16 protein-coding genes and 1 pseudogene are annotated in these 16,839 nt (G+C 72.9%); 3 read left to right on the forward strand and 14 right to left on the reverse strand.

The window, feature by feature from the left end; translation table 11 throughout:
• Positions 1–53: 53 nt before the first annotated feature.
• The 9 genes from AC061S_RS28005 to AC061S_RS28045 all read right to left on the reverse strand — a co-directional run bounded on the left by AC061S_RS28005 (position 54) and on the right by AC061S_RS28045 (position 9,409).
• Positions 54–1,148 carry a 2-aminoethylphosphonate ABC transporter substrate-binding protein gene (locus AC061S_RS28005; RefSeq protein WP_478688657.1) on the reverse strand — a complete coding sequence of 365 codons (1,095 nt, stop codon included), beginning with the start codon at positions 1,146–1,148 and terminating at the stop codon, positions 54–56.
• Between the two features lie 73 nt (positions 1,149–1,221).
• The gene (locus AC061S_RS28010; protein ID WP_478688658.1) at positions 1,222–2,019 is read right to left on the reverse strand and encodes an ABC transporter permease; all 798 of its coding nucleotides are present in this window, start codon (positions 2,017–2,019) and stop codon (positions 1,222–1,224) included.
• Positions 2,006–2,989 carry a 2-aminoethylphosphonate ABC transporter permease subunit gene (locus AC061S_RS28015; RefSeq protein WP_478688659.1) on the reverse strand — a complete coding sequence of 328 codons (984 nt, stop codon included), beginning with the start codon at positions 2,987–2,989 and terminating at the stop codon, positions 2,006–2,008. Before AC061S_RS28015 ends, AC061S_RS28010 begins: the two co-directional genes overlap by 14 nt.
• Complete coding sequence (locus AC061S_RS28020; protein ID WP_478688660.1) at positions 2,982–4,031, reverse strand: ABC transporter ATP-binding protein; 1,050 nt, start codon at positions 4,029–4,031, stop codon at positions 2,982–2,984. Before AC061S_RS28020 ends, AC061S_RS28015 begins: the two co-directional genes overlap by 8 nt.
• Positions 4,028–4,771 (reverse strand): phosphonatase-like hydrolase, encoded by a 744-nt coding sequence (locus tag AC061S_RS28025; protein ID WP_478688661.1) that lies wholly within the window; start codon positions 4,769–4,771, stop codon positions 4,028–4,030. Before AC061S_RS28025 ends, AC061S_RS28020 begins: the two co-directional genes overlap by 4 nt.
• A gap of 5 nt (positions 4,772–4,776) precedes the next feature.
• On the reverse strand, positions 4,777–5,898 hold the full coding sequence (locus AC061S_RS28030; RefSeq protein ID WP_478688662.1) for a TIGR03364 family FAD-dependent oxidoreductase: 1,122 nt from the start codon (positions 5,896–5,898) through the stop codon (positions 4,777–4,779).
• 148 nt (positions 5,899–6,046) lie between these two features.
• Positions 6,047–6,820 carry a GntR family transcriptional regulator gene (locus AC061S_RS28035; RefSeq protein WP_478688663.1) on the reverse strand — a complete coding sequence of 258 codons (774 nt, stop codon included), beginning with the start codon at positions 6,818–6,820 and terminating at the stop codon, positions 6,047–6,049.
• A gap of 36 nt (positions 6,821–6,856) precedes the next feature.
• Positions 6,857–7,612, reverse strand: coding sequence for a hypothetical protein (locus AC061S_RS28040; RefSeq protein ID WP_478688664.1), 756 nt, complete (start codon positions 7,610–7,612; stop codon positions 6,857–6,859).
• Between the two features lie 687 nt (positions 7,613–8,299).
• Entirely contained in the window at positions 8,300–9,409 is a 1,110-nt protein-coding gene (locus AC061S_RS28045; protein ID WP_478688665.1) for an ROK family transcriptional regulator, read from the reverse strand.
• A gap of 56 nt (positions 9,410–9,465) precedes the next feature.
• Here AC061S_RS28045 and AC061S_RS28050 point away from each other — a divergent pair, with 56 nt between their 5' ends.
• Together AC061S_RS28050 and AC061S_RS28055 are read left to right on the forward strand one after the other, a co-directional pair.
• The gene (locus AC061S_RS28050) at positions 9,466–10,572 is read left to right on the forward strand and encodes a Gfo/Idh/MocA family protein (RefSeq protein ID WP_478688666.1); all 1,107 of its coding nucleotides are present in this window, start codon (positions 9,466–9,468) and stop codon (positions 10,570–10,572) included.
• A 106-nt stretch (positions 10,573–10,678) separates the two neighbouring features.
• Positions 10,679–11,881, forward strand: coding sequence for an ALF repeat-containing protein (locus tag AC061S_RS28055; protein ID WP_478688667.1), 1,203 nt, complete (start codon positions 10,679–10,681; stop codon positions 11,879–11,881).
• 100 nt (positions 11,882–11,981) lie between these two features.
• On the opposite strand, the gene AC061S_RS28060 is transcribed toward AC061S_RS28055, so the two are convergent.
• The 5 genes and pseudogenes from AC061S_RS28060 to AC061S_RS28080 all read right to left on the reverse strand — a co-directional run bounded on the left by AC061S_RS28060 (position 11,982) and on the right by AC061S_RS28080 (position 15,747).
• A complete protein-coding gene (locus AC061S_RS28060; RefSeq protein WP_478688668.1) occupies positions 11,982–12,839 on the reverse strand; it encodes a fumarylacetoacetate hydrolase family protein in 858 nt (285 codons plus the stop codon).
• 122 nt (positions 12,840–12,961) lie between these two features.
• Positions 12,962–13,750, reverse strand: a complete 789-nt coding sequence (locus tag AC061S_RS28065) for a hypothetical protein (RefSeq protein ID WP_478688669.1) — start codon at positions 13,748–13,750, stop codon at positions 12,962–12,964.
• 118 nt (positions 13,751–13,868) lie between these two features.
• Entirely contained in the window at positions 13,869–14,204 is a 336-nt protein-coding gene (locus tag AC061S_RS28070) for a DUF6412 domain-containing protein (protein ID WP_478688670.1), read from the reverse strand.
• A gap of 77 nt (positions 14,205–14,281) precedes the next feature.
• Positions 14,282–14,807: pseudogene (locus tag AC061S_RS28075) on the reverse strand (sodium:solute symporter family protein); the annotation flags it as partial.
• Between the two features lie 136 nt (positions 14,808–14,943).
• Positions 14,944–15,747, reverse strand: coding sequence for a class E sortase (locus AC061S_RS28080; protein ID WP_478688671.1), 804 nt, complete (start codon positions 15,745–15,747; stop codon positions 14,944–14,946).
• Positions 15,748–15,803: 56 nt separating this feature from the next.
• On the opposite strand from AC061S_RS28080, the gene AC061S_RS28085 reads away from it, so the two are divergent.
• The gene (locus AC061S_RS28085; protein WP_478688672.1) at positions 15,804–16,802 is read left to right on the forward strand and encodes a tetratricopeptide repeat protein; all 999 of its coding nucleotides are present in this window, start codon (positions 15,804–15,806) and stop codon (positions 16,800–16,802) included.
• Positions 16,803–16,839 lie beyond the last annotated feature (37 nt).

Here is a 16,839-nt window from a genome sequence, read left to right on the forward strand (position 1 = left end):
ACCCGTTACCCATGCGTCACTATTCCGGTCGTGGGTGACCGGGAGGCGACCAGTCAGCTTCCGGTGGCCGACTTCCACGCGTCGACGTAGCCGGTGAGGTTCTTGTCGATGTCGGCCCAGTCGGGCTCGAAGATCTCGACTCCGGTCATGAGCTTGGCGAGTTCGACGGCGTTGGCGTCGGTGGGCTTGACGTCCGTGCGGGCCGGGAAGCCGCCGCCGACGCCGCTGACCAGCTTCTGGGCGTCCTCGCTGAGCAGGTAGTCGAGGAGCTTCTTGCCGTTCTCGGTGTGCGGGGCCTTGTCGACGAGGCCGGCCGCGTACGGGAGGGAGAAGGTGGTGGGCTTGCCACCGTCCTTGGCGGGGAACCAGATGGCGATGTTCGGCATGGACTTGGACTGCGCGAAGTTCATCTGGACGTCGCCGTTGGCGACGAGCAGTTCGCCCTTGTCGGTCTTCGGCGCGAGCTTGCTGGTGGAGGAGGACGGGCCGACGTTGTTGGCCTGGAGCTTCTTCAGGTACTCGTTCGCCGGCTCCTTGCCGCCGAAGTCGTGCATCGCCTTGATGAGCACGGCGGTGCCGTCGCCCGCGACGCCGGGGGTCGAGTACTGGAGCTTGCCCTTGAACTTGGGGTCCAGCAGCTCTTCCCAGGTCTTGGGGGCCGCGGCCAGCTCCTTCTTGTTGTAGATGAAGCCGAAGTAGTTGTTGACGACCGAGGTCCACTTGCCGTCGGAGGACTTGTTCGCCCCGTTGACCTTGTCGGCGCCCTGCGGCGTGTAGGCCTGGAGGAGGCCCTTGCCGTCGGCCTGCTGGATGAACGGGGGCAGCGTGATCAGTACGTCGGCCTGCGTGTTGGTCTTCTCGCGGACGGCGCGCTGGACCATCTCCCCCGAGCCGCCCTCCACGTACTTGACCTCGATGCCGGTCTTCTTCGTGAAGTCGGCGAAGACCTTGTCGTACCAGCCGTCGCCCTTGTCGCTCTTGAGGCCGTCGGCGCTGTACACGGTGACGATCTTCTCGCCGCCGCCCTTGCCTCCGGCGGAGTCGGCGGAGTCGGCCGGGGAGGAGTCTGCGCAGGCGGTCAGACCGGCGGCGAGAACGAGGCTGCCGGTGACGGCGGCGGTGATGCGGAGGTATCTGTTGCTGGGCATGGAACTTCCTCACGGGGAAAGGGAGTCAGCAGGGGAATCAGCGGGGTGGAGCAGCAGGGTGGAGCAGCGGGGTCTAGCGGTACGCGGCCCTGGTGCGGACGCGGGAGACGGCCAGCAGGACCAGCAGGGTGGTGGCCATCAGGACCACGGCGACGGCGGAGCCGGTGAAGAGCGAACCGCGGTCGGTGGCGGTGAAGATGCGGACGGGCAGGGGCATCCAGTCCGGCGGGTAGAGCATCATCGTGGCGCTCAGCTCGCCCATGGACAGGGCGAAGCAGAGGCCGGCCGCCGCGGTGAGCGACGGCAGCAGGAGGGGGAGCTTGACCCGCCACAGCACGTGGGCGGGGCGGGCTCCCAGGGAGGCCGCCGCCTGCTCGTACGCGGGGTCGAGACGCACGATGGCAGCCGAAACCGACTGGTAGGCGAACGCCGTGACAAGGATCGTGTGCGCCAGGATCACGATCGAGCTGGTGCCGTTGAGGAGCAGCGGCGGCTTGCTGAAGGCGACGAGCACGGCGAGGCCGACGACCACGGACGGTACGGCGACCGGCAGCATGAACAGCGCGTCCAGGGAGCTCTTGGCGCGCTTGCGGAGCCCGGCGGCGGCGAGCGCCGCCCAGGTGCCGACGGTGAGCGCGATCAGGCTGGCGGCCAGGGCGGTGAGCAGCGAGGTGGTGAGCGCCTGGAGGGATTCGCCCCGGACGGCCGCGGCGTAGTTCTCGGTGGTGGGGCCGGAGGGGAAGGCCCCGGACCAGTGCGTGGAGAAGGACGCGGCCACCACGACGAGCAGCGGCAGGGCGAAGAGGGGCAGGAAGAGGATGCCGAAGAGGCTCCAGGCGGCCCAGCGGCCGCTCTTGCTATGCACCAGCACGCTTGCTCACCACCCGGTAGAGGCCGAACAGGCCGACGGAGATCACGATGTTGACGACGGCGACCACGCAGGCGGCCGCGTAGTCGGATTCGAGGATCGCCTTGCCGTAGATGAGCATCGGGAGCGTGGTGACGTCCTTGGCTCCGGTGAACAGGACGATCCCGAACTCGTTGAGGCACATGACGAGGACGAGGCTGCCGCCGGCGGCGAGCGCCGGGAGGGCCTCGGGGAGGATCACCCGCCGGATGATGCGGCCGGGCTTCGCGCCGAGTGAGGAGGCCACCTCCAGCTGGGCGGTGTCCAGTTGGGAGAAGGCGGCGAGCAGCGGGCGCATCACGAAGGGCGTGAAGTAGGTGATCTCCGCGAGGAGGACGCCCCACGGGGTGGTCAGGAAGTGGAAGGGTCCCTCCGCGACGCCGAAGGTGTCGGTCCACAGGCCGTTGGCCATGCCGACCGTGCCGTAGACGAAGAGGAGGGCGAGGGTGATGAGGAAGGAGGGGAAGGAGAGGAAGACGTCGATGAACTTGGCCACGGCGCGTGCCCCGGGGAACGGGACAAAGGCGATGACCAGCGCGAGCACGAAGCCGAGGACCAGGCAGCCGGCGGTGGCGCCGACGGCCAGCCAGACCGTGGTGCCGAGGGCCTCGCGGAAGGAGTGCGAGGCGAAGACGGAGGCGTAGGCGTCGAAGGCGCCGCCGCCGTTCTCGGGGGTCAGGGACTGCTGGACGACCAGCGCGAGGGGGTAGAGGAAGACCACCGCGAGCACGGCGACCGGAGGCACGGTCCACAGCCAGCCGGGGACGCTGCGGGGCGCACGTCCGGCCTTCGCCGCGAAGCCGTCGGGGGCTTCGCCCGGGCCTTCGGGCGTGCCCGGGGCAGGGCCTCGTACGGGCTGGTGGGGAATGACCGGGGCTTCGGGGCCGGACGCCGGCGGCCCGGGTGCGGGCCGCCGGTCCGTGGCCTCAGGCATCGGACACCCCCGCGGCCAGCAGTACCGCGTCGCGCGGCTCGAAGTGCAGGGTGACGTGGTCGCCCAGCGCCGGGGTCTCGCGCAGTTCGGGCAGGTCCGCCTTGACGCGGTGGCCCTCGATGTCCACGTAGAGCCGGTGGGTCGAACCGCGCCACTGCACCTCGGTGATGGTCCCGCTCAGCGCGTTGGGGCCGGCGCCGAGGCCGAGCAGGTGCGGGCGTACGCACAGGGTGGCGCTCGCGCCGGCGGCCGCGCGGCCCGGGTCGAGGGTGAGGGGGTGCCCGGCGAAGAGCGCACCCCCGTCGGCCACGGTGACGGGCAGCAGGTTGGCGTTGCCGACGAAGGAGGCGGTGAACTCCGTGCGCGGGGCCCGGTACAGCTCCTGCGGGGTGCCGCAGTCCTGGAGGCGGGCCTGGTCCATGACGGCGATCCGGTCGGCCAGGGTCAGCGCCTCGACCTGGTCGTGGGTGACGTAGAGGATCGACACGTCGGGCAGTTCGCGGTGCAGCCGGGCCAGTTCGGCGAGCATCCCGGAGCGCAGCTGCGCGTCGAGCGCGGACAGCGGCTCGTCCAGGAGGAGGACCCCGGGGCGGATGGCGAGGGCGCGGGCGATGGCCACGCGCTGCTGCTGCCCGCCGGAGAGCTCGCGCGGGTAGCGCTTGGCGTAGGCCGCCATCCCGGTCATCTCCAGGGCCTCGGCGACGCGGCCGGGGATCTCCGCCTTGGGCGCCTTCTGCGCGCGCAGGCCGAAGGCGACGTTGTCGGCGACGCGCATGTGGGGGAAGAGCGCGTACTGCTGGACGACCATGCCGATGCCGCGCTTGTGCGGCGGGAGCGCGGTGACGTCCCGGCCGCCGATCAGGATCCGGCCCGAGGCGGGCCGGACGAAGCCGGCCACCGCGCGCAGGGCCGTGGTCTTGCCGGAGCCGGAGGGGCCGAGCAGCGCCATGACCTCGCCCGGCTCGACGGTCAGGTCGAGGGAGTCCAGGACGGTGTTGCCGCCGTAGGCGACCGAGACGGAGTCGAAGCGGATGCCGCTCACGCGCCGGGCTCCCGCTCCTGGTCCGACCGCGCCAGCAGTGCGGGCAGCTCGGCGATCGAGGCCAGGACGTGGGTGGCGCCGTGCTCCGTCAGGGCCGAGCGGTCGTGGGCGCCGGTGAGGACGCCCGCCACGATCCCGGCGCCGGCGCGGACGCCGCTGAGCATGTCGTACGCCGTGTCGCCGGCGACCACGGTGTCGCGTACGTCGGCCACGGCGCCGGTGCGCAGGAAGGCGGCCAGCACCATGTCCGGGTAGGGCCGGCCGCGGCCGCCCGCGTCGGCGGGGCACAGGGTGAGGTCGGCCAGGCCCTGCCAGCCGAGGGCGTCGAGGATGGCGTCCTGGGTGACGCGGGCGAAGCCGGTGGTCAGGACCACGGTGCGGCCGTCGGCGCGCAGCTTCTCGACGGCCTCGCGGGCGCCGGGGATCGGGACGATGAGGCCGCCGTCCACCAGCGATCCGTAGGCCTCCTCGAAGGCGGAGTTGGCGCGCTGGGCGAGGTCCTCGGCGCCGAAGAGGTGGCGGAAGACGGAGATCTTCGACTCGCCCATGGTGTCGCGGACGTACTGGAGCTTCGCGGCGTGGTCGGCGCTGCCCGGCTCGACGCCGAGGCGCTCGGCGGCCCGCTCGAAGGCGCGCTCGACGAGGCCGCCGTCGGCGACGGTGGTGCCGGCCATGTCGAGGACGATCAGCCGGTGGGCGTGCGGGGTGTGGGGGGTGTGGGGGGTGTTGGTGTCGGTCATGGTGCTTACCAGCCCAGTTCGTTCGCGGTGGTTTCGGCTATGGCGGGCGAGCAGGTCATGCCCCGGCCGCCGGGCCCGGTCACCAGCCAGACGCCGTCGGCCACCTGCTGGCGGTGGACGACGCGGGTGGTGTCGGTGCACTGCGCGTACACGCCCGCCCAGCGGCGCCGGATCTGCGGCAGCGGGCGGCCCAGGAAGGACTCGACGACCTCGGTGAGGTGCGCGTAGGGGTCTTCGAGGGTGTCGAACGCGAAGGGGTGCTCGTACTCGTGGGTGTCGCCGATGGTCAGTCCGCCGTCCTGCCGCTGGACCATCAGGAGCTGCATCTTGTGCGCGGCGGCGATCGGCGCCTGGGCCTGCTCGGCGTTGAGTTCGTCGAGGGCTTCGCTCGTGTAGGCGGGGTAGTAGCGGAAGCTGTCGGCGTCGGCGACCGAGGTCGTCAGGGACTCGCCGAGCGGAGCGGTCTGCATCATCTGCAGCCGGACGCGGCGCACGGGCAGGTCGGGGACCAGCTCGCGGACCAGGCCGGAGAGCCAGGCGCCGGTGGCGAGGACGACGGCGTCGCCCCGGTGGACGTCGCCGTGGTCGTCGCGGACGGCTCCGTTCCCGACGACCTCGCGCACTTCCCGTCCCGGGAGGAAGGTGTAGCGGCCGGAGGCCCTGAGGGCTTCGCGCAGGTGGAGCTGGGTGGTGCGCGGCTCCACGGCCGCGTCCCGCTCGCACCACAGGGCGGCCTCGAACGCGCCGCGCAGGGCGGGGTTGACCGCCCTGGCCTCCGCGGCGGTGACCAGCTTGTAGCCGCGGGCGGCGGCGTCGGGGCGGGCCACGGCGGCCTCGGCGACGGCGTACTCGCGGGCGTTGCGTACCGGGGTCAGGGAGCCGATGGCGCGGAAGCCCAGGCCGGGCACGCTCTCACCGATCGCCTCCCAGAGCTCGCGGGCCCGCAGGGCGGTGTCGAGTTCCTCGCCCCCGGCCCGTCCACTGACCCAGATCTGGCCGAAATTGCGCAATGACGCGCCGCGGGCCTCCGCCTCTCGCTCGATCTGGACGACCTCGTGGCCGCGTTCCACTGCTTGCCAGGCGTGCATGGTGCCTACCACGCCGCCTCCGACGACTATGACTCTCACGTGCTCCAAGGTGACGGCGGCCCGTGACCCGGGAGGATCCCGCGGGCGACGCTCCGGTGAACAGCCTCCAACGCTTGGACTAGACCCGTTACCATTCCGTGATGCCGATTCGTCCTGCTTCAGGACCTACGGGGGGCTTCGGGCGGGACTATTCGGGCCGCAGATGGGTCGTGAAGCTGAACCGGTCACCACGATAGAGAGAACGCACCCGCTCCAGCGGCGAGCCGTCCCGATCCCGGGAGAACCGGTGGATGAGCAGCATCGGGAGCGCGGGCGGGGTGCCGATCAGCAGGGCCTCGCGGGGTGTGGCGAGGACCGTTTCCAACTTCTCGTCGGCGTCGCCGAAGGAGATGCCGAGGCTGTCGTGGAGGTACCCGTAGAAGGAGGAGTCCGGCTGGAAATCGACGTCGAGGCGGGGCGCGCGGGCGACCCGGACGTACGTGCTCTCCAGCCCGACCCGCTCCTCGTCGGCGAGCAGCACCCGCTCCAGGTGCCAGACCGGCTCCCCCGGCTCGGCGCCGATGCCCGGGGCCACGGAGGCCGGGCAGGGGAAGCGTTCCAGGCCGATCAGACGGCGCCCCGGGGTGCGCCCCTGGCGGCGCACGCCCTCGGTGTAACTCGCCAGCGACAGGGGCTGTTCGAGCTTCGGCCCGGCGGCGACGGTGCCGCGGCCCGAGCGGCGCAGCCGCCCCTCCAGCAGCAGCTCGCGCAGGGCCTGGCGGACGGTCTCGCGGGAGACCCCGTACTGCTCGGCGAGATCGCGTTCGGTGGGGAGGAGTCCCCCCTCGCCGAGCTCGTCGAGCAGGCCGGCGATGCGGGCCTTGACGGCGTAGTACTTGGGGATGCGGCCGTGCTCGGGAATTCCGGAGCGGACGGGCAGGCCGGGCTGGTGGTGGTGCGCGTAGGCGGTCGGTTCTTCCACCCTCGGACTCTACGTGGACCTCCAGGCGGGCCGCCTCTACGTGGACTGCGGGCCCGGCTCCTTGCGCAGCCGGCGGGCACCGAGCAGGAGTCCGCCGCCACCGGCCAGGGCGGCCGCGGCGCCGGCCCCGTACGCCCAGGCCGCCGGGGTGCGGCCGGTCTGGGCCAGCGCTCCGGCCTCGCCGGTCTCCGCGCCCGGGCCCTGGATCTCGAACCGGTAGCCGCCCGCCTCGCCGATCCAGTCCCCGTCGTCGCCCTTGCGCTGGACCAGCGCGGCGTCGGCGACGGCTTCGCCGTGCGGGGAGCCGGGCGCGAAGGCGAGCCGGACGGTCACGGTCACGGAACCGCCGGGGCCGACGGTGAAGCCGGGGAAGGCGTCGCCACCGTCGAAGACGGCGACGATCTCGTCCCGGTCGGTGTGCTCCAGGCTGACGGGGAACGCGTTGCCGGGGGCGTCGAACTCCATCCGGAAATGGGCGGGCCGCAGGGCGCGGGCCTGGTCGGTGAAGACGACGACGGGGTGGATGGCCGTGCACTCGGCGGTGGTGGTGTTGGTGAGGTCGAGGTACCAGGTCTGCGCCTCACCACCGGTCCGGTACACGGCCGGTCCACCGCGAATGCGGGCGCCGATGGGGAACTGCGCACCCTTCCCGTCGCCACAGCTGGCCTCCACCCGCGAGGGCAGCGCGGGCGCGGGACGGGCTCCGCCGCCGGTACCGATGTCCGCGGACGCGGTGGGGGCGGTGGCGGCCACGAGGACGGTGGCGAGGGCCAGGACTTTGCGCAGTCGCATGGAAAACCCTCGCTACTCGCCGACGACAGAACAACCAACCAACCGACCAACCCATGAACGATTGCCAGACAACCCGACAATCACCCCGGCCTTGCCCGCACCCTCCCACGCACGCACGACCCCATGTCCAGCACCACGCCCAAGTTCTCCCCATTTCCCCCCATTCGGCGGACATCCACGGGGCGCAGCCGGGGTCCGACATTTCAGCCGTCCGGCGCTTGAGGACCGGGGTCTGGGGCGGAGCCCCAGGGGGTCCGGGCGCAGCCCGGGACCCTTCCAGCCCGTCCGGCGCTTGAGGACCGGGCCCAGGCAGCGCCCGGGGACACTCCCAGCCCCGCCGGCGCTTGAGGCGCGGGCCCGGGCAGCACCCGGTACCCCCTCCCAGCCCCGCCGGCGCTTGAGGCGCGGGGTCCGGGCAGCGCCCGGGGGAACGGTGGAAGGGCGGGTAGGGGACAGCCCCCGCAGGGCCCGGCACCCGACCCCCCAGCCGGGGCGGCCAGCCCGGCGGCACGCACGAGCCCAGCCCGGAGCCAGGGCCGGGGCCGGGACCGGGACCGGAGTCGGGGTCGGGGCCGGGACCGGGACCGGAGTCGGGGCCAGGGCCGGGGTCGGGGCCAGGGCCGGGGTCGGGGCCAGGGCCGGGGTCGGGGCCAGGGCCGGGGTCGGGGTCGGAAGGGCCGGCCCCCCTCACCCCCCACGCCCGAACAACGGGCCAAGCACCAACTCCGCCGCCCCCTCCGCCACACCCCCCTCCGCGAGTTCAACCCTCACCGCACCCCCCACAAAGGCCCGCACCCCCAAAACCCCCCGCACCCCCGCCAGGAACACCCCCGGCGCGGCCGCCACCACCCGCCCCCCGAGCAACACCCGGTCCACATCCAGCAGCGCGACCAGGTTCGCCGCCGCCTCCCCCACGATCCGCGCCGCTTCCTCCAGCCGGCCCCCGGCCACCGCGTCCAGGCACAACACCTCCGCGCACCCGCGCCCCCCGCACCGGCAGGCCGGCCCGTCCAGCCGCAGCACCTGGTGTCCGAACTCCCCCGCCGCCGAGCGCCGCCCCCGGTAGACCTCTCCACCGCCCCCCGGCGACGCCGCCAGCCGGAGCCCCGCCCCCAGCCCGGTGCCGACGTGCACGTACGCCACGGCCTCCCCGAAGGCGGCTTCCCCGAAGCCGGCCCCCCCCGCCACCCCCGCGTTGGTGTCCTTGTCCACCCGCACGGGAACCCCCAACCGCCCCTCCAACACCTCCCGCAACGGGAACCCCTCCCATTCAGGGAACCCCGTCACCCGCCCCAACACCCCGGTCCGCCAGTCCAGCGGCCCCGGCGCGGCCACGCCGACGCCGAGGAGCGGCCGGTCACCGCACACCCGCGCGACCGCCCGTACGGCCTCCTCGACCACCGCGTCCGGACCGGCCCCGAAGTCCAGCGGGGCCCGCCCGTCGGCGACGACGCGGCCCGCCAGGTCGACCCGTACCGCCGTGAGCTCGTCGCGGTCCAGGTGCACCCCGACCGCGTACCGTGCCTCCGGCACCAGCCTCAGCAGCGTGCGCGGCTTGCCGCCCGTGGACGCCTCGCGCCCGGCGTCGGCCACCAGGCCCTCGCCCCGGAGCCGCGCCGCGATCTTGCTGACCGCCTGCGGGGTGAGCCCCGTACGCGCGGCGAGGTCGCCGCGGCCGAGCCCGGCGGGGCCGGCTCCGCGCAGAAGGTCCAGTACCAGCGCGTCGTTGTGCCCGCGCAGCACCGGCAGATTCACGCCGATGCCCCCACTCGCCTCGCCCCTGCTACCCCTGTCCACCTGCCCATTGTCCACCCTCCTTGCACTTAAGCAACACTGTTGCCAAAGTGGTCCCCATGAACGCCACCGCCCCCACCACCCCCCTCACCCCCGCCGTCCCCCTCCGCGTCGGACTCGTCGGCTACGGACTGGCCGGCTCCGTCTTCCACGCCCCGCTCGTCTCCGCGACCGAGGGCCTGGTCCTGGACACCGTCGTCACCTCCGACCCGGGCCGCACCGCCCAGGCCCGCGAGGCCTACCCGGACGTCCGCATCGCCGCCACCGCCGACGAGCTGCTCGCCCAGAGCCCGGCCCCGGACCTCGTCGTCATCGCCTCCCCGAACAAGACGCACGTCCCGCTCGCCACCGCCGCCCTCACCGCCGGCATCCCGGTGGTCGTGGACAAGCCGCTCGCCGCCACCGCCGCCGAAGCCCGCGAGCTGGCCGCGCTCGCCGACCGGACCGGCACCTTCCTGTCGGTCTTCCAGAACCGCCGCTGGGACAACGACTTCCTCACCCTGCGCCGCCTCCTCGCCGACGGCGAGCTGGGCGAGGTCCAGCGCTTCGAGTCCCGCTTCGAGCGCTGGCGTCCGCAACTCAAGGGCGGCTGGCGGGAGTCCGGCGCCCCCGAGGAGATCGGCGGGCTGCTGTACGACCTCGGCAGCCATGTGGTGGACCAGGCACTGGTGCTGTTCGGCCCTGCCGTAAGGGTCTACGCGGAGACCGACGTACGCCGCCCGGGCGCCGAGGCGGACGACGACACGTTCATCGCCCTCACCCACGCGAGCGGTGTCCGCTCCCACCTCTACGTCAGCGCGACCACGGCCCAGCTGGGCCCGCGCTTCCGCGTACTGGGCTCCCGCGCGGGCTACGTCAAGTACGGCCTGGACCCCCAGGAGGGGGCGCTGCGCGAGGGCCTGCGCCCCGGCGACCCCGACCGGACCTGGGGCGAGGAGCCCGAGCACCTGTGGGGCCGGCTGGGCTCCGGGGAATCGCCGCTGACCGGCGGCGGCACGCCGGTACGGACGGCGCCGGGCGACTACCCGGCGTACTACGCGGCCGTGGCGGCGGCCTTGCGCGACGGCGGCCCGGCCCCCGTCACGGCCTTGGAGGCGGCGCACTGCCTGGACGTACTGGAGGCGGCCCGCAGGTCGTCGACGGACGGGTGCACGGTGGACATGTGACCCGTCGTGTCCGATCTGTAATGGAAATCGGCCTATTGCGAAGGAAGATCGATCTAGGGTTTGCATAAGTGAAAGATCGTCGCATGTGTGAAGAATGGTGTTCCTCGTGAAACTGCCCCGTCTCGCCTCGGCCATCGCCGTCGGAGCGATGGTCCCGGCCGTCCTGTTCGCCTCCCCCGCCGTCGCCGCCGATGCGCCGTCATCCGCCGCTCCCCCGGCGCCTTCCGCGCCGGACCAGGGTGCGCCGGGGAGCGGCCCGTCGGAGGGCGGCCCGTCGGAGGGGGAGGCCGGCACCCCGGATGACGGCGGGCAGGCGGCGAAGGACCGGCAGAAGATCGAGGCGATCCTGGCGGACCCCGAGACCGGACCCGGCGTACGCGCGGCGGCCGAGAAGGCGCTCAAGGGGACGGCCGAGGACGTGAGGCGCTTCCTGGACGTCGTCTGGGCGCAGCAGCAGTACGTGGACGACCGGGTGAAGGTCACTCAGATCCTCAGCACCGGCGGTGTCGGCGTGCGGCGCGAAGCCGGGAGGGCCCTTGAGGCGGGCACGCAGGCCGCTCTCACCGAGTTCCTCAAGAACGGGCAGCACGTGGCCCGGCTGGAGGACGACCGGGTCGAGATGCTGAAGATGCTGGCGGGCGCGGGCAAGGGCATCACGGAGCGGGTCAACCACCTGCTCAGCCACGGAACGCGCGAGGAGATCCGCGATTTCGTCGAGACGGGGCAGCACTCCGTCCGCGCGGACGACGACAGGGTCGCCATCCTGCGGATGCTTCAGGACGCGGGCCCCGTCCTGAAGCGGGGCATCCAGGCGTTCCTCAGCGGCAATCCCTCCCCCGCGCAGTTGCGCGAGTTCGTCACCACCAAGCAGCACGTACTCCGCGACCAGGACAACGGCCTCCTCGTCACGCAGATCATGAGCGAGGGCGGCCCCGAGGTGAGGAAGGCCGCCGATGCGGCGCTGCGCGGCACGCCCGCGGACCGCGTCGAGTTCCTCAAGACCGGGCAGCACGTGGCCCGCGCGAAGGACAAGGCCGCAGAGGAAGCGGCCGGCAAGCCGAACGAGGGCGGCGAAGAAGGCACCACCACTCCGATCGTCGACCACACGCCCGACGGCGGCACGGGCACGGGTACCGGTACCGGTACGGGCAACCAGGCGACCCCGGCCGGCGGCGCCTCCGGCGACCTCGCCAGCACGGGCGCGGGCGCCGAGAACGGCTGGATCGCCGGCGGAGCCGCCACGGCACTGGCCGCGGGCGCGGGCCTGGTGCTCGCCGGCCGGCGCCGCCGGATGCCCTCCGGGCGCTGACGGGCGAGCCCGGGCACCGGAGAAGGGGAAGAACGGAAAGAACCGGAAAGGGGCGGCGCCGTCGACGACGGCACCGCCCCTCCCCTTCGATCCGCTGGGACTAAGCGTCCTTGAACTCCTGGCGCTGACGGCCGAGCCCGTCGATCTCCACCTCGACGACGTCGCCCGCCCGCAGGAACGGCTTCGGCTCCGGCTGGCCCGCGGCCACACCGGCCGGGGTGCCGGTGACGATGACGTCGCCCGGGTGCAGGGTCATGAACTGGCTGACGTACCGCACGACCTCGCCGACGGCGAAGATCTGGTCGGACGTGTTGCCGTCCTGCTTGAGCTCACCGTTGACCCAGAGCTTGACGTCCAGCACCTGCGGGTCCGGGATCTCGTCCGCGGTGACCAGCCAGGGGCCGAGCGGGGTGAACGTCTCGCAGTTCTTGCCCTTGTCCCAGGTGCCGCCGCGCTCGTTCTGGAACGCGCGCTCGGTCACATCGTTGACCAGCACGTACCCGCCGACGTGCGCGAGGCCCTCCTCGGGGGAGGCCAGGTAGCGGGCAGTGGCACCGATGACGACGCCGAGCTCTGCCTCCCAGTCGGTCTTGACGCTGGTGCGCGGGATCAGCACGGTGTCGTCGGGGCCGACCACGGTGTCCGGGGCCTTGAGGAACAGGATCGGCTCGGCCGGCGCCTCGGCGCCCACTTCCGCCGCGTGCCCGTGGTAGTTCAGGCCGATGCCCACGACCTTGCCTATGCGGCCGACCGCCGACCCGATCCGCAGACCCTCGGCGTCCAGCACCGGGAGCTCGCCGGACCCGGCCGCGTCCCGTACTCGGGACAGCACGGAGTCGTCGGCGAGCAGCGCGCCGTCCACATCCGCGATCAGGCCGGACAGGTCCCGCAGGGTCCCGTCCTGGTCGAGCAGCGCGGGGCGCTCCGACCCGACGGGTCCTACACGCAGCAGCTTCATGGGCATTCTCCCGTGGTCGAGGGTGGTCGGCCCATGGGCATGCCCCGGGCCGGACGATGGGTTGCGGCCATCGGAGGATTGGTCGATCCTCCAAGATGTCGGCCTCATCCGCAAGACCCTGTTCACATGGCGGAACGCTCAGCTCCGCTGACCGCCCGCCCGGCACGCTCCGCCCGGTCCTTCCGGTGCTGGAGCCAGGCGCGCTCGGCCACCGACCAGGCGGTGGTGGTGACCAGGTACAGCCCGGCCGCCAGCGGCACCAGGGCGGCCGTGATCAGCGTCCCGAAGGACAGCAGGGGCAGTACGCCGCCCAGCTTGCGCATGAGCTCCTGCTGCTCGGCACTCAAGGCGGCGGCCCCGGCTCCACCGGCCCCCGAGGCCTTGAGCCCGCCGGCCTTGGTGCCGCTGGCCTTGGCGCCGCCGACCTTGGCACCGCTGGCCTTGGCGCCGGCCTTGATCCCGGCGGCCCCGACCCCACCCGTCACAGCCGCCAGCGCCGCCGCCTTGCGTCCGCGCACAGCGCTCCACGCGGCCACCACCGCGACGACCGCGAACAGCCCGAGGAACACCAGCCCGGGCTCCCCGAAGAGGCCGCCCTCTCCGAGCGCCTCACCCCACCGGTCCCCGAGCGGCGCGGCGAACAGCCGGTGGCCGAGCAGCTCGTTGGCGGCCCCGCCGATCTCCGACGAGGAGAACGCCCGGTACATCAGGAAGAACACCGGCAACTGGAGCAGCACCGGCAGGATGCCCGCCACCGGGGTCGCGCCGCGGAAGGCGGCCCGGCTCAGCGGGTACAGGGCGAGCCGTACGAGCACGGTGAACAGCACGATCGCGGCAGCGGTCGCGGACTCGGCCAGCACCGGCTCCAGGAACCGGCCCAGCACGGCAACAAGATCGATGAATACGGACACGTGGGCCCTCCGAAGGGACTCGTCGAACGTCGAAAGAGATGCGTTTCGGCGTGACGACCCGCGAGGGGCGGCAAGGTGAGGTGATCAGAAGTGATCAGGAGGAAGGAGCTGCGCGCCCCTACGCGGCCGTCGGAAGGGGACGGCCGGGCGCCCTGGGCCGCGACCGGCCCGAAGCGTCGGGATCGCGCTGCGGCAAGAACGCCGTGCGCTGCTCGCGATCACGGATCGCGGTACGTATGCGGTGCGGCGGCACAGGCCGGACCAGCCGGGCGGCCAGGGCCGAGGCGCCCACGGCGAAGGTGGCCGTGAGGACCACCACGACCGCGCCGAGCCCGCCCTCCCCGGCGAACAGCCCGAGGAATCCGCCGAGCACCAGGAGCGAGGCCAGCAGTGCAACCAGCCGTGCGGACGGCGCGGCGAACCGCACGGGGCGAAGCCCGCTGTGCTCTGCCATACGAACCACCCCCTCCCGTTCCCGCGCACGAACTCCCGTACAGGATCCGCTACTCGCACTCGTACTCGCGATCGATACTAACCACGCACACTGACAACGGACGAGCCCTCGTTTTGATCCCCGCGATCTCCGGGCAGTGGATCGCGCGCCAGCACCTCCTCGTCCGGCCGACGGTTCCTGGCCCGTCGCCCGTCCCCTCCCCCTCCCCCTCCCCCCTCCCGCGGCCCGAGCCAGGCCACCGTCAGCGCGACGGCCAGGTTCACCGCGAGGGCGACCATGCCGGCGTTCACGTCCCACACCGGGTCGTTCCCCGTGAAGACCAGCCCGCACACCACCGCGACCCCCGCGGCCAGCCCGCACACCGCGGCCGCCGTCGTGAGCCTGCGCCACACCAGACCCAGCAGCAGCATCGGCACCAAGTTGCGCCATGCCCTCGTAGGACACGAGGGAGAGCCTGACCAGCGTGTTCGGCGCCGTGTGCGTCATCACCAGCGCGATCGTCCCCGCCGCCACCACGACCACCTGCGAGGCGAGCTTTTGCCGCTCGCCCGAGCTCCACCCCGGCAGGAGCGAGAGCACGCTGCGCCCCCACATCGTGCCGATGGCGGCTCCACCCGGTTCGCGGGCGGCAGCCCGCCGGCAAACAACACGAACGGCACGGCAAGTCACACCAACTGCGGACGTTTCACCCATTTCCGACGCACCGCCCCACACTACGGTCCGTCCGCCCCTCCGCCCGTCAGCGCTTGAGGGTCCCCCACACCACGAGCCGGTACTTTGAGCTGTACTCAGGCGTGCAGGTGGTCAGCGTGATGTACGCACCGGGCTCGCTGTACCCGGCCCCCGGCACGACCGCGCTGCGCGGCACGGGCGCGATCACCCCGGTGTCGCGCTCGGTCGTCTCCCCCACCGTCTGCCCGACCAGATACACGTACCGCTTCCCCCGCACCTCCACGATCAACTCGTCCCCGGGCCGCAGCCGGTTGATGTAACGGAAGGGCTCCCCGTGCGTGTTGCGGTGTCCGGCGAGCGCGAAGTTCCCCTCGGCACCGGGCTGCGCGGTCCCCGCGTAATGCCCGGCGTACCCCTTGTCGAGCACGGACCGCTTGTCCACGCCCTGCGCGACGGGCACGGCGACGCCGAGACGCGGAATGCGCAGGATCCCGTACGCGGACGCCCGCGGCGACGGCTTCGAGGTGCGCGGCCCCGAGTTCCCGGCAGGCGCCTCGCCCGGGGACCCGGACCCGTCCGGCCCGTCGGACGGAGCGACGGACGAACCGGCGGCCGGATCCTCGCCCACCCCGCCCTCCTCGTCCACAGGGGCCCACCCGCCCCCCTCCAGCTCCCTGACCACCTCGTGCGCGGCGCTCAGCGCCTGCCGGTTGGTCCACCACACCTGGTGCACCACCAGCAGCATCACCACCACGCCCACGGTGACGGCCAGTTCACCGGCCGCCCACAACGCCCCCGCGAGACCGACCCGGCGCGCATGCCACGCCCGCCGGCCCTTCCCCTGCACCACGACCCGCACGCGATCTCGCACGGGCGGCACCCTAAGTCCTCCCCCCTCAACTGACCAGCGGCAGTACGCTGCAAACCATGCGCCCCGACACGCCTGCCGAGCACATCGCCGAAGCCGAGCGCCTCATCCGCACGGCGACCCGCTACCCCGAGGACCAGGAGCCCTTGCTCCTCCAGGCCGCGGCCCACCTCGAACTGGCCGACGAACGCGAACGGGCGAGCGCCCTCTACGACCAGCTCCTCTCCCACGAGACGGTCGAGGACCCATCCCTCATCAAGGCCCTCCAGGCGGCCAACCTCTGGGAGTACGGCCACGAGCCCGAGGCCCGCGCCCTCATCCAGGGCATCCGCGCGGCGGCCCCCTCGGACCCCGCCCCCTGGGAGGTCATCGCCGAGGCCCTGGAGGCCCACGACGAACTCGAAGCCTCCCACGAGTGCTTCACGGAAGCCGCCACCCTCCTGGCCCCGGACAACGCCCCCCTCACCCCGGCCACGACCGCGCTCCTCACGGGCCGCCACCGCGTACGCCGCCTCCTCGGGCTCCCCCACGACGACTGGGACATGGTCGCGGACACCCGCCACATCGGCCCGATCCCGCTGGACGAACTCCACGACCCCAAGCGCATCTGGGCCCTCGGCTCCGACGACCCCGCCGAACTCCGCGCCGAGATCGCCCGCCTGCGCGCCGAACTGGGCGACCGCCGCGCCGCGCTCTCCCGCCCCTTCCCGGTGGCCATCCTCCACTGGCCGGCACGCGAACTGGCGGAGCTCCTCACCAGCTACCCCACCCTGTCCACGGAGTACCCCTCCCACGACGCCCACCTGGCCCAGGTGGAAGCTTCCCTCCGCACCCTGGCCGCCTCGGGCACCACGAACCTGGGCATCGTCACGGCCAGCGTCCCGTCATACGAAGCCTTCGCCGCCTCGGAGAAAACCTCCCCGTCCTCCCCGTCCCTCCTGGCGGAATACGCCACCACCCTGGCCGCCCGAGGCAAAGCCACCCCGTGGCCCCCGACCGGCACGTCCCCGTGCTGGTGCACATGGGGCAGGCCGTACGGGGAGTGCCACGGCGGCTGAGAGATATGGGGGGCGGGGGGCCTGGACTCACCTTGTG

This window comes from Streptomyces sp. CA189, assembly GCF_056428985.1.

What these genes read in the sequence shown, in the direction of transcription:
- AC061S_RS28070 (WP_478688670.1), bottom strand. Translation starts at nt 14,204, where the DNA reads ATGGCAGAGCACAGCGGGCTTCGCCCCGTGCGGTTCGCCGCGCCGTCC.
- AC061S_RS28050 (WP_478688666.1), top strand. Translation starts at nt 9,466, where the DNA reads ATGAACGCCACCGCCCCCACCACCCCCCTCACCCCCGCCGTCCCCCTC.
- AC061S_RS28060 (WP_478688668.1), bottom strand. Translation starts at nt 12,839, where the DNA reads ATGAAGCTGCTGCGTGTAGGACCCGTCGGGTCGGAGCGCCCCGCGCTG.
- AC061S_RS28015 (WP_478688659.1), bottom strand. Translation starts at nt 2,989, where the DNA reads ATGCCTGAGGCCACGGACCGGCGGCCCGCACCCGGGCCGCCGGCGTCC.
- AC061S_RS28005 (WP_478688657.1), bottom strand. Translation starts at nt 1,148, where the DNA reads ATGCCCAGCAACAGATACCTCCGCATCACCGCCGCCGTCACCGGCAGC.
- AC061S_RS28040 (WP_478688664.1), bottom strand. Translation starts at nt 7,612, where the DNA reads ATGCGACTGCGCAAAGTCCTGGCCCTCGCCACCGTCCTCGTGGCCGCC.
- AC061S_RS28025 (WP_478688661.1), bottom strand. Translation starts at nt 4,771, where the DNA reads ATGACCGACACCAACACCCCCCACACCCCCCACACCCCGCACGCCCAC.
- AC061S_RS28085 (WP_478688672.1), top strand. Translation starts at nt 15,804, where the DNA reads ATGCGCCCCGACACGCCTGCCGAGCACATCGCCGAAGCCGAGCGCCTC.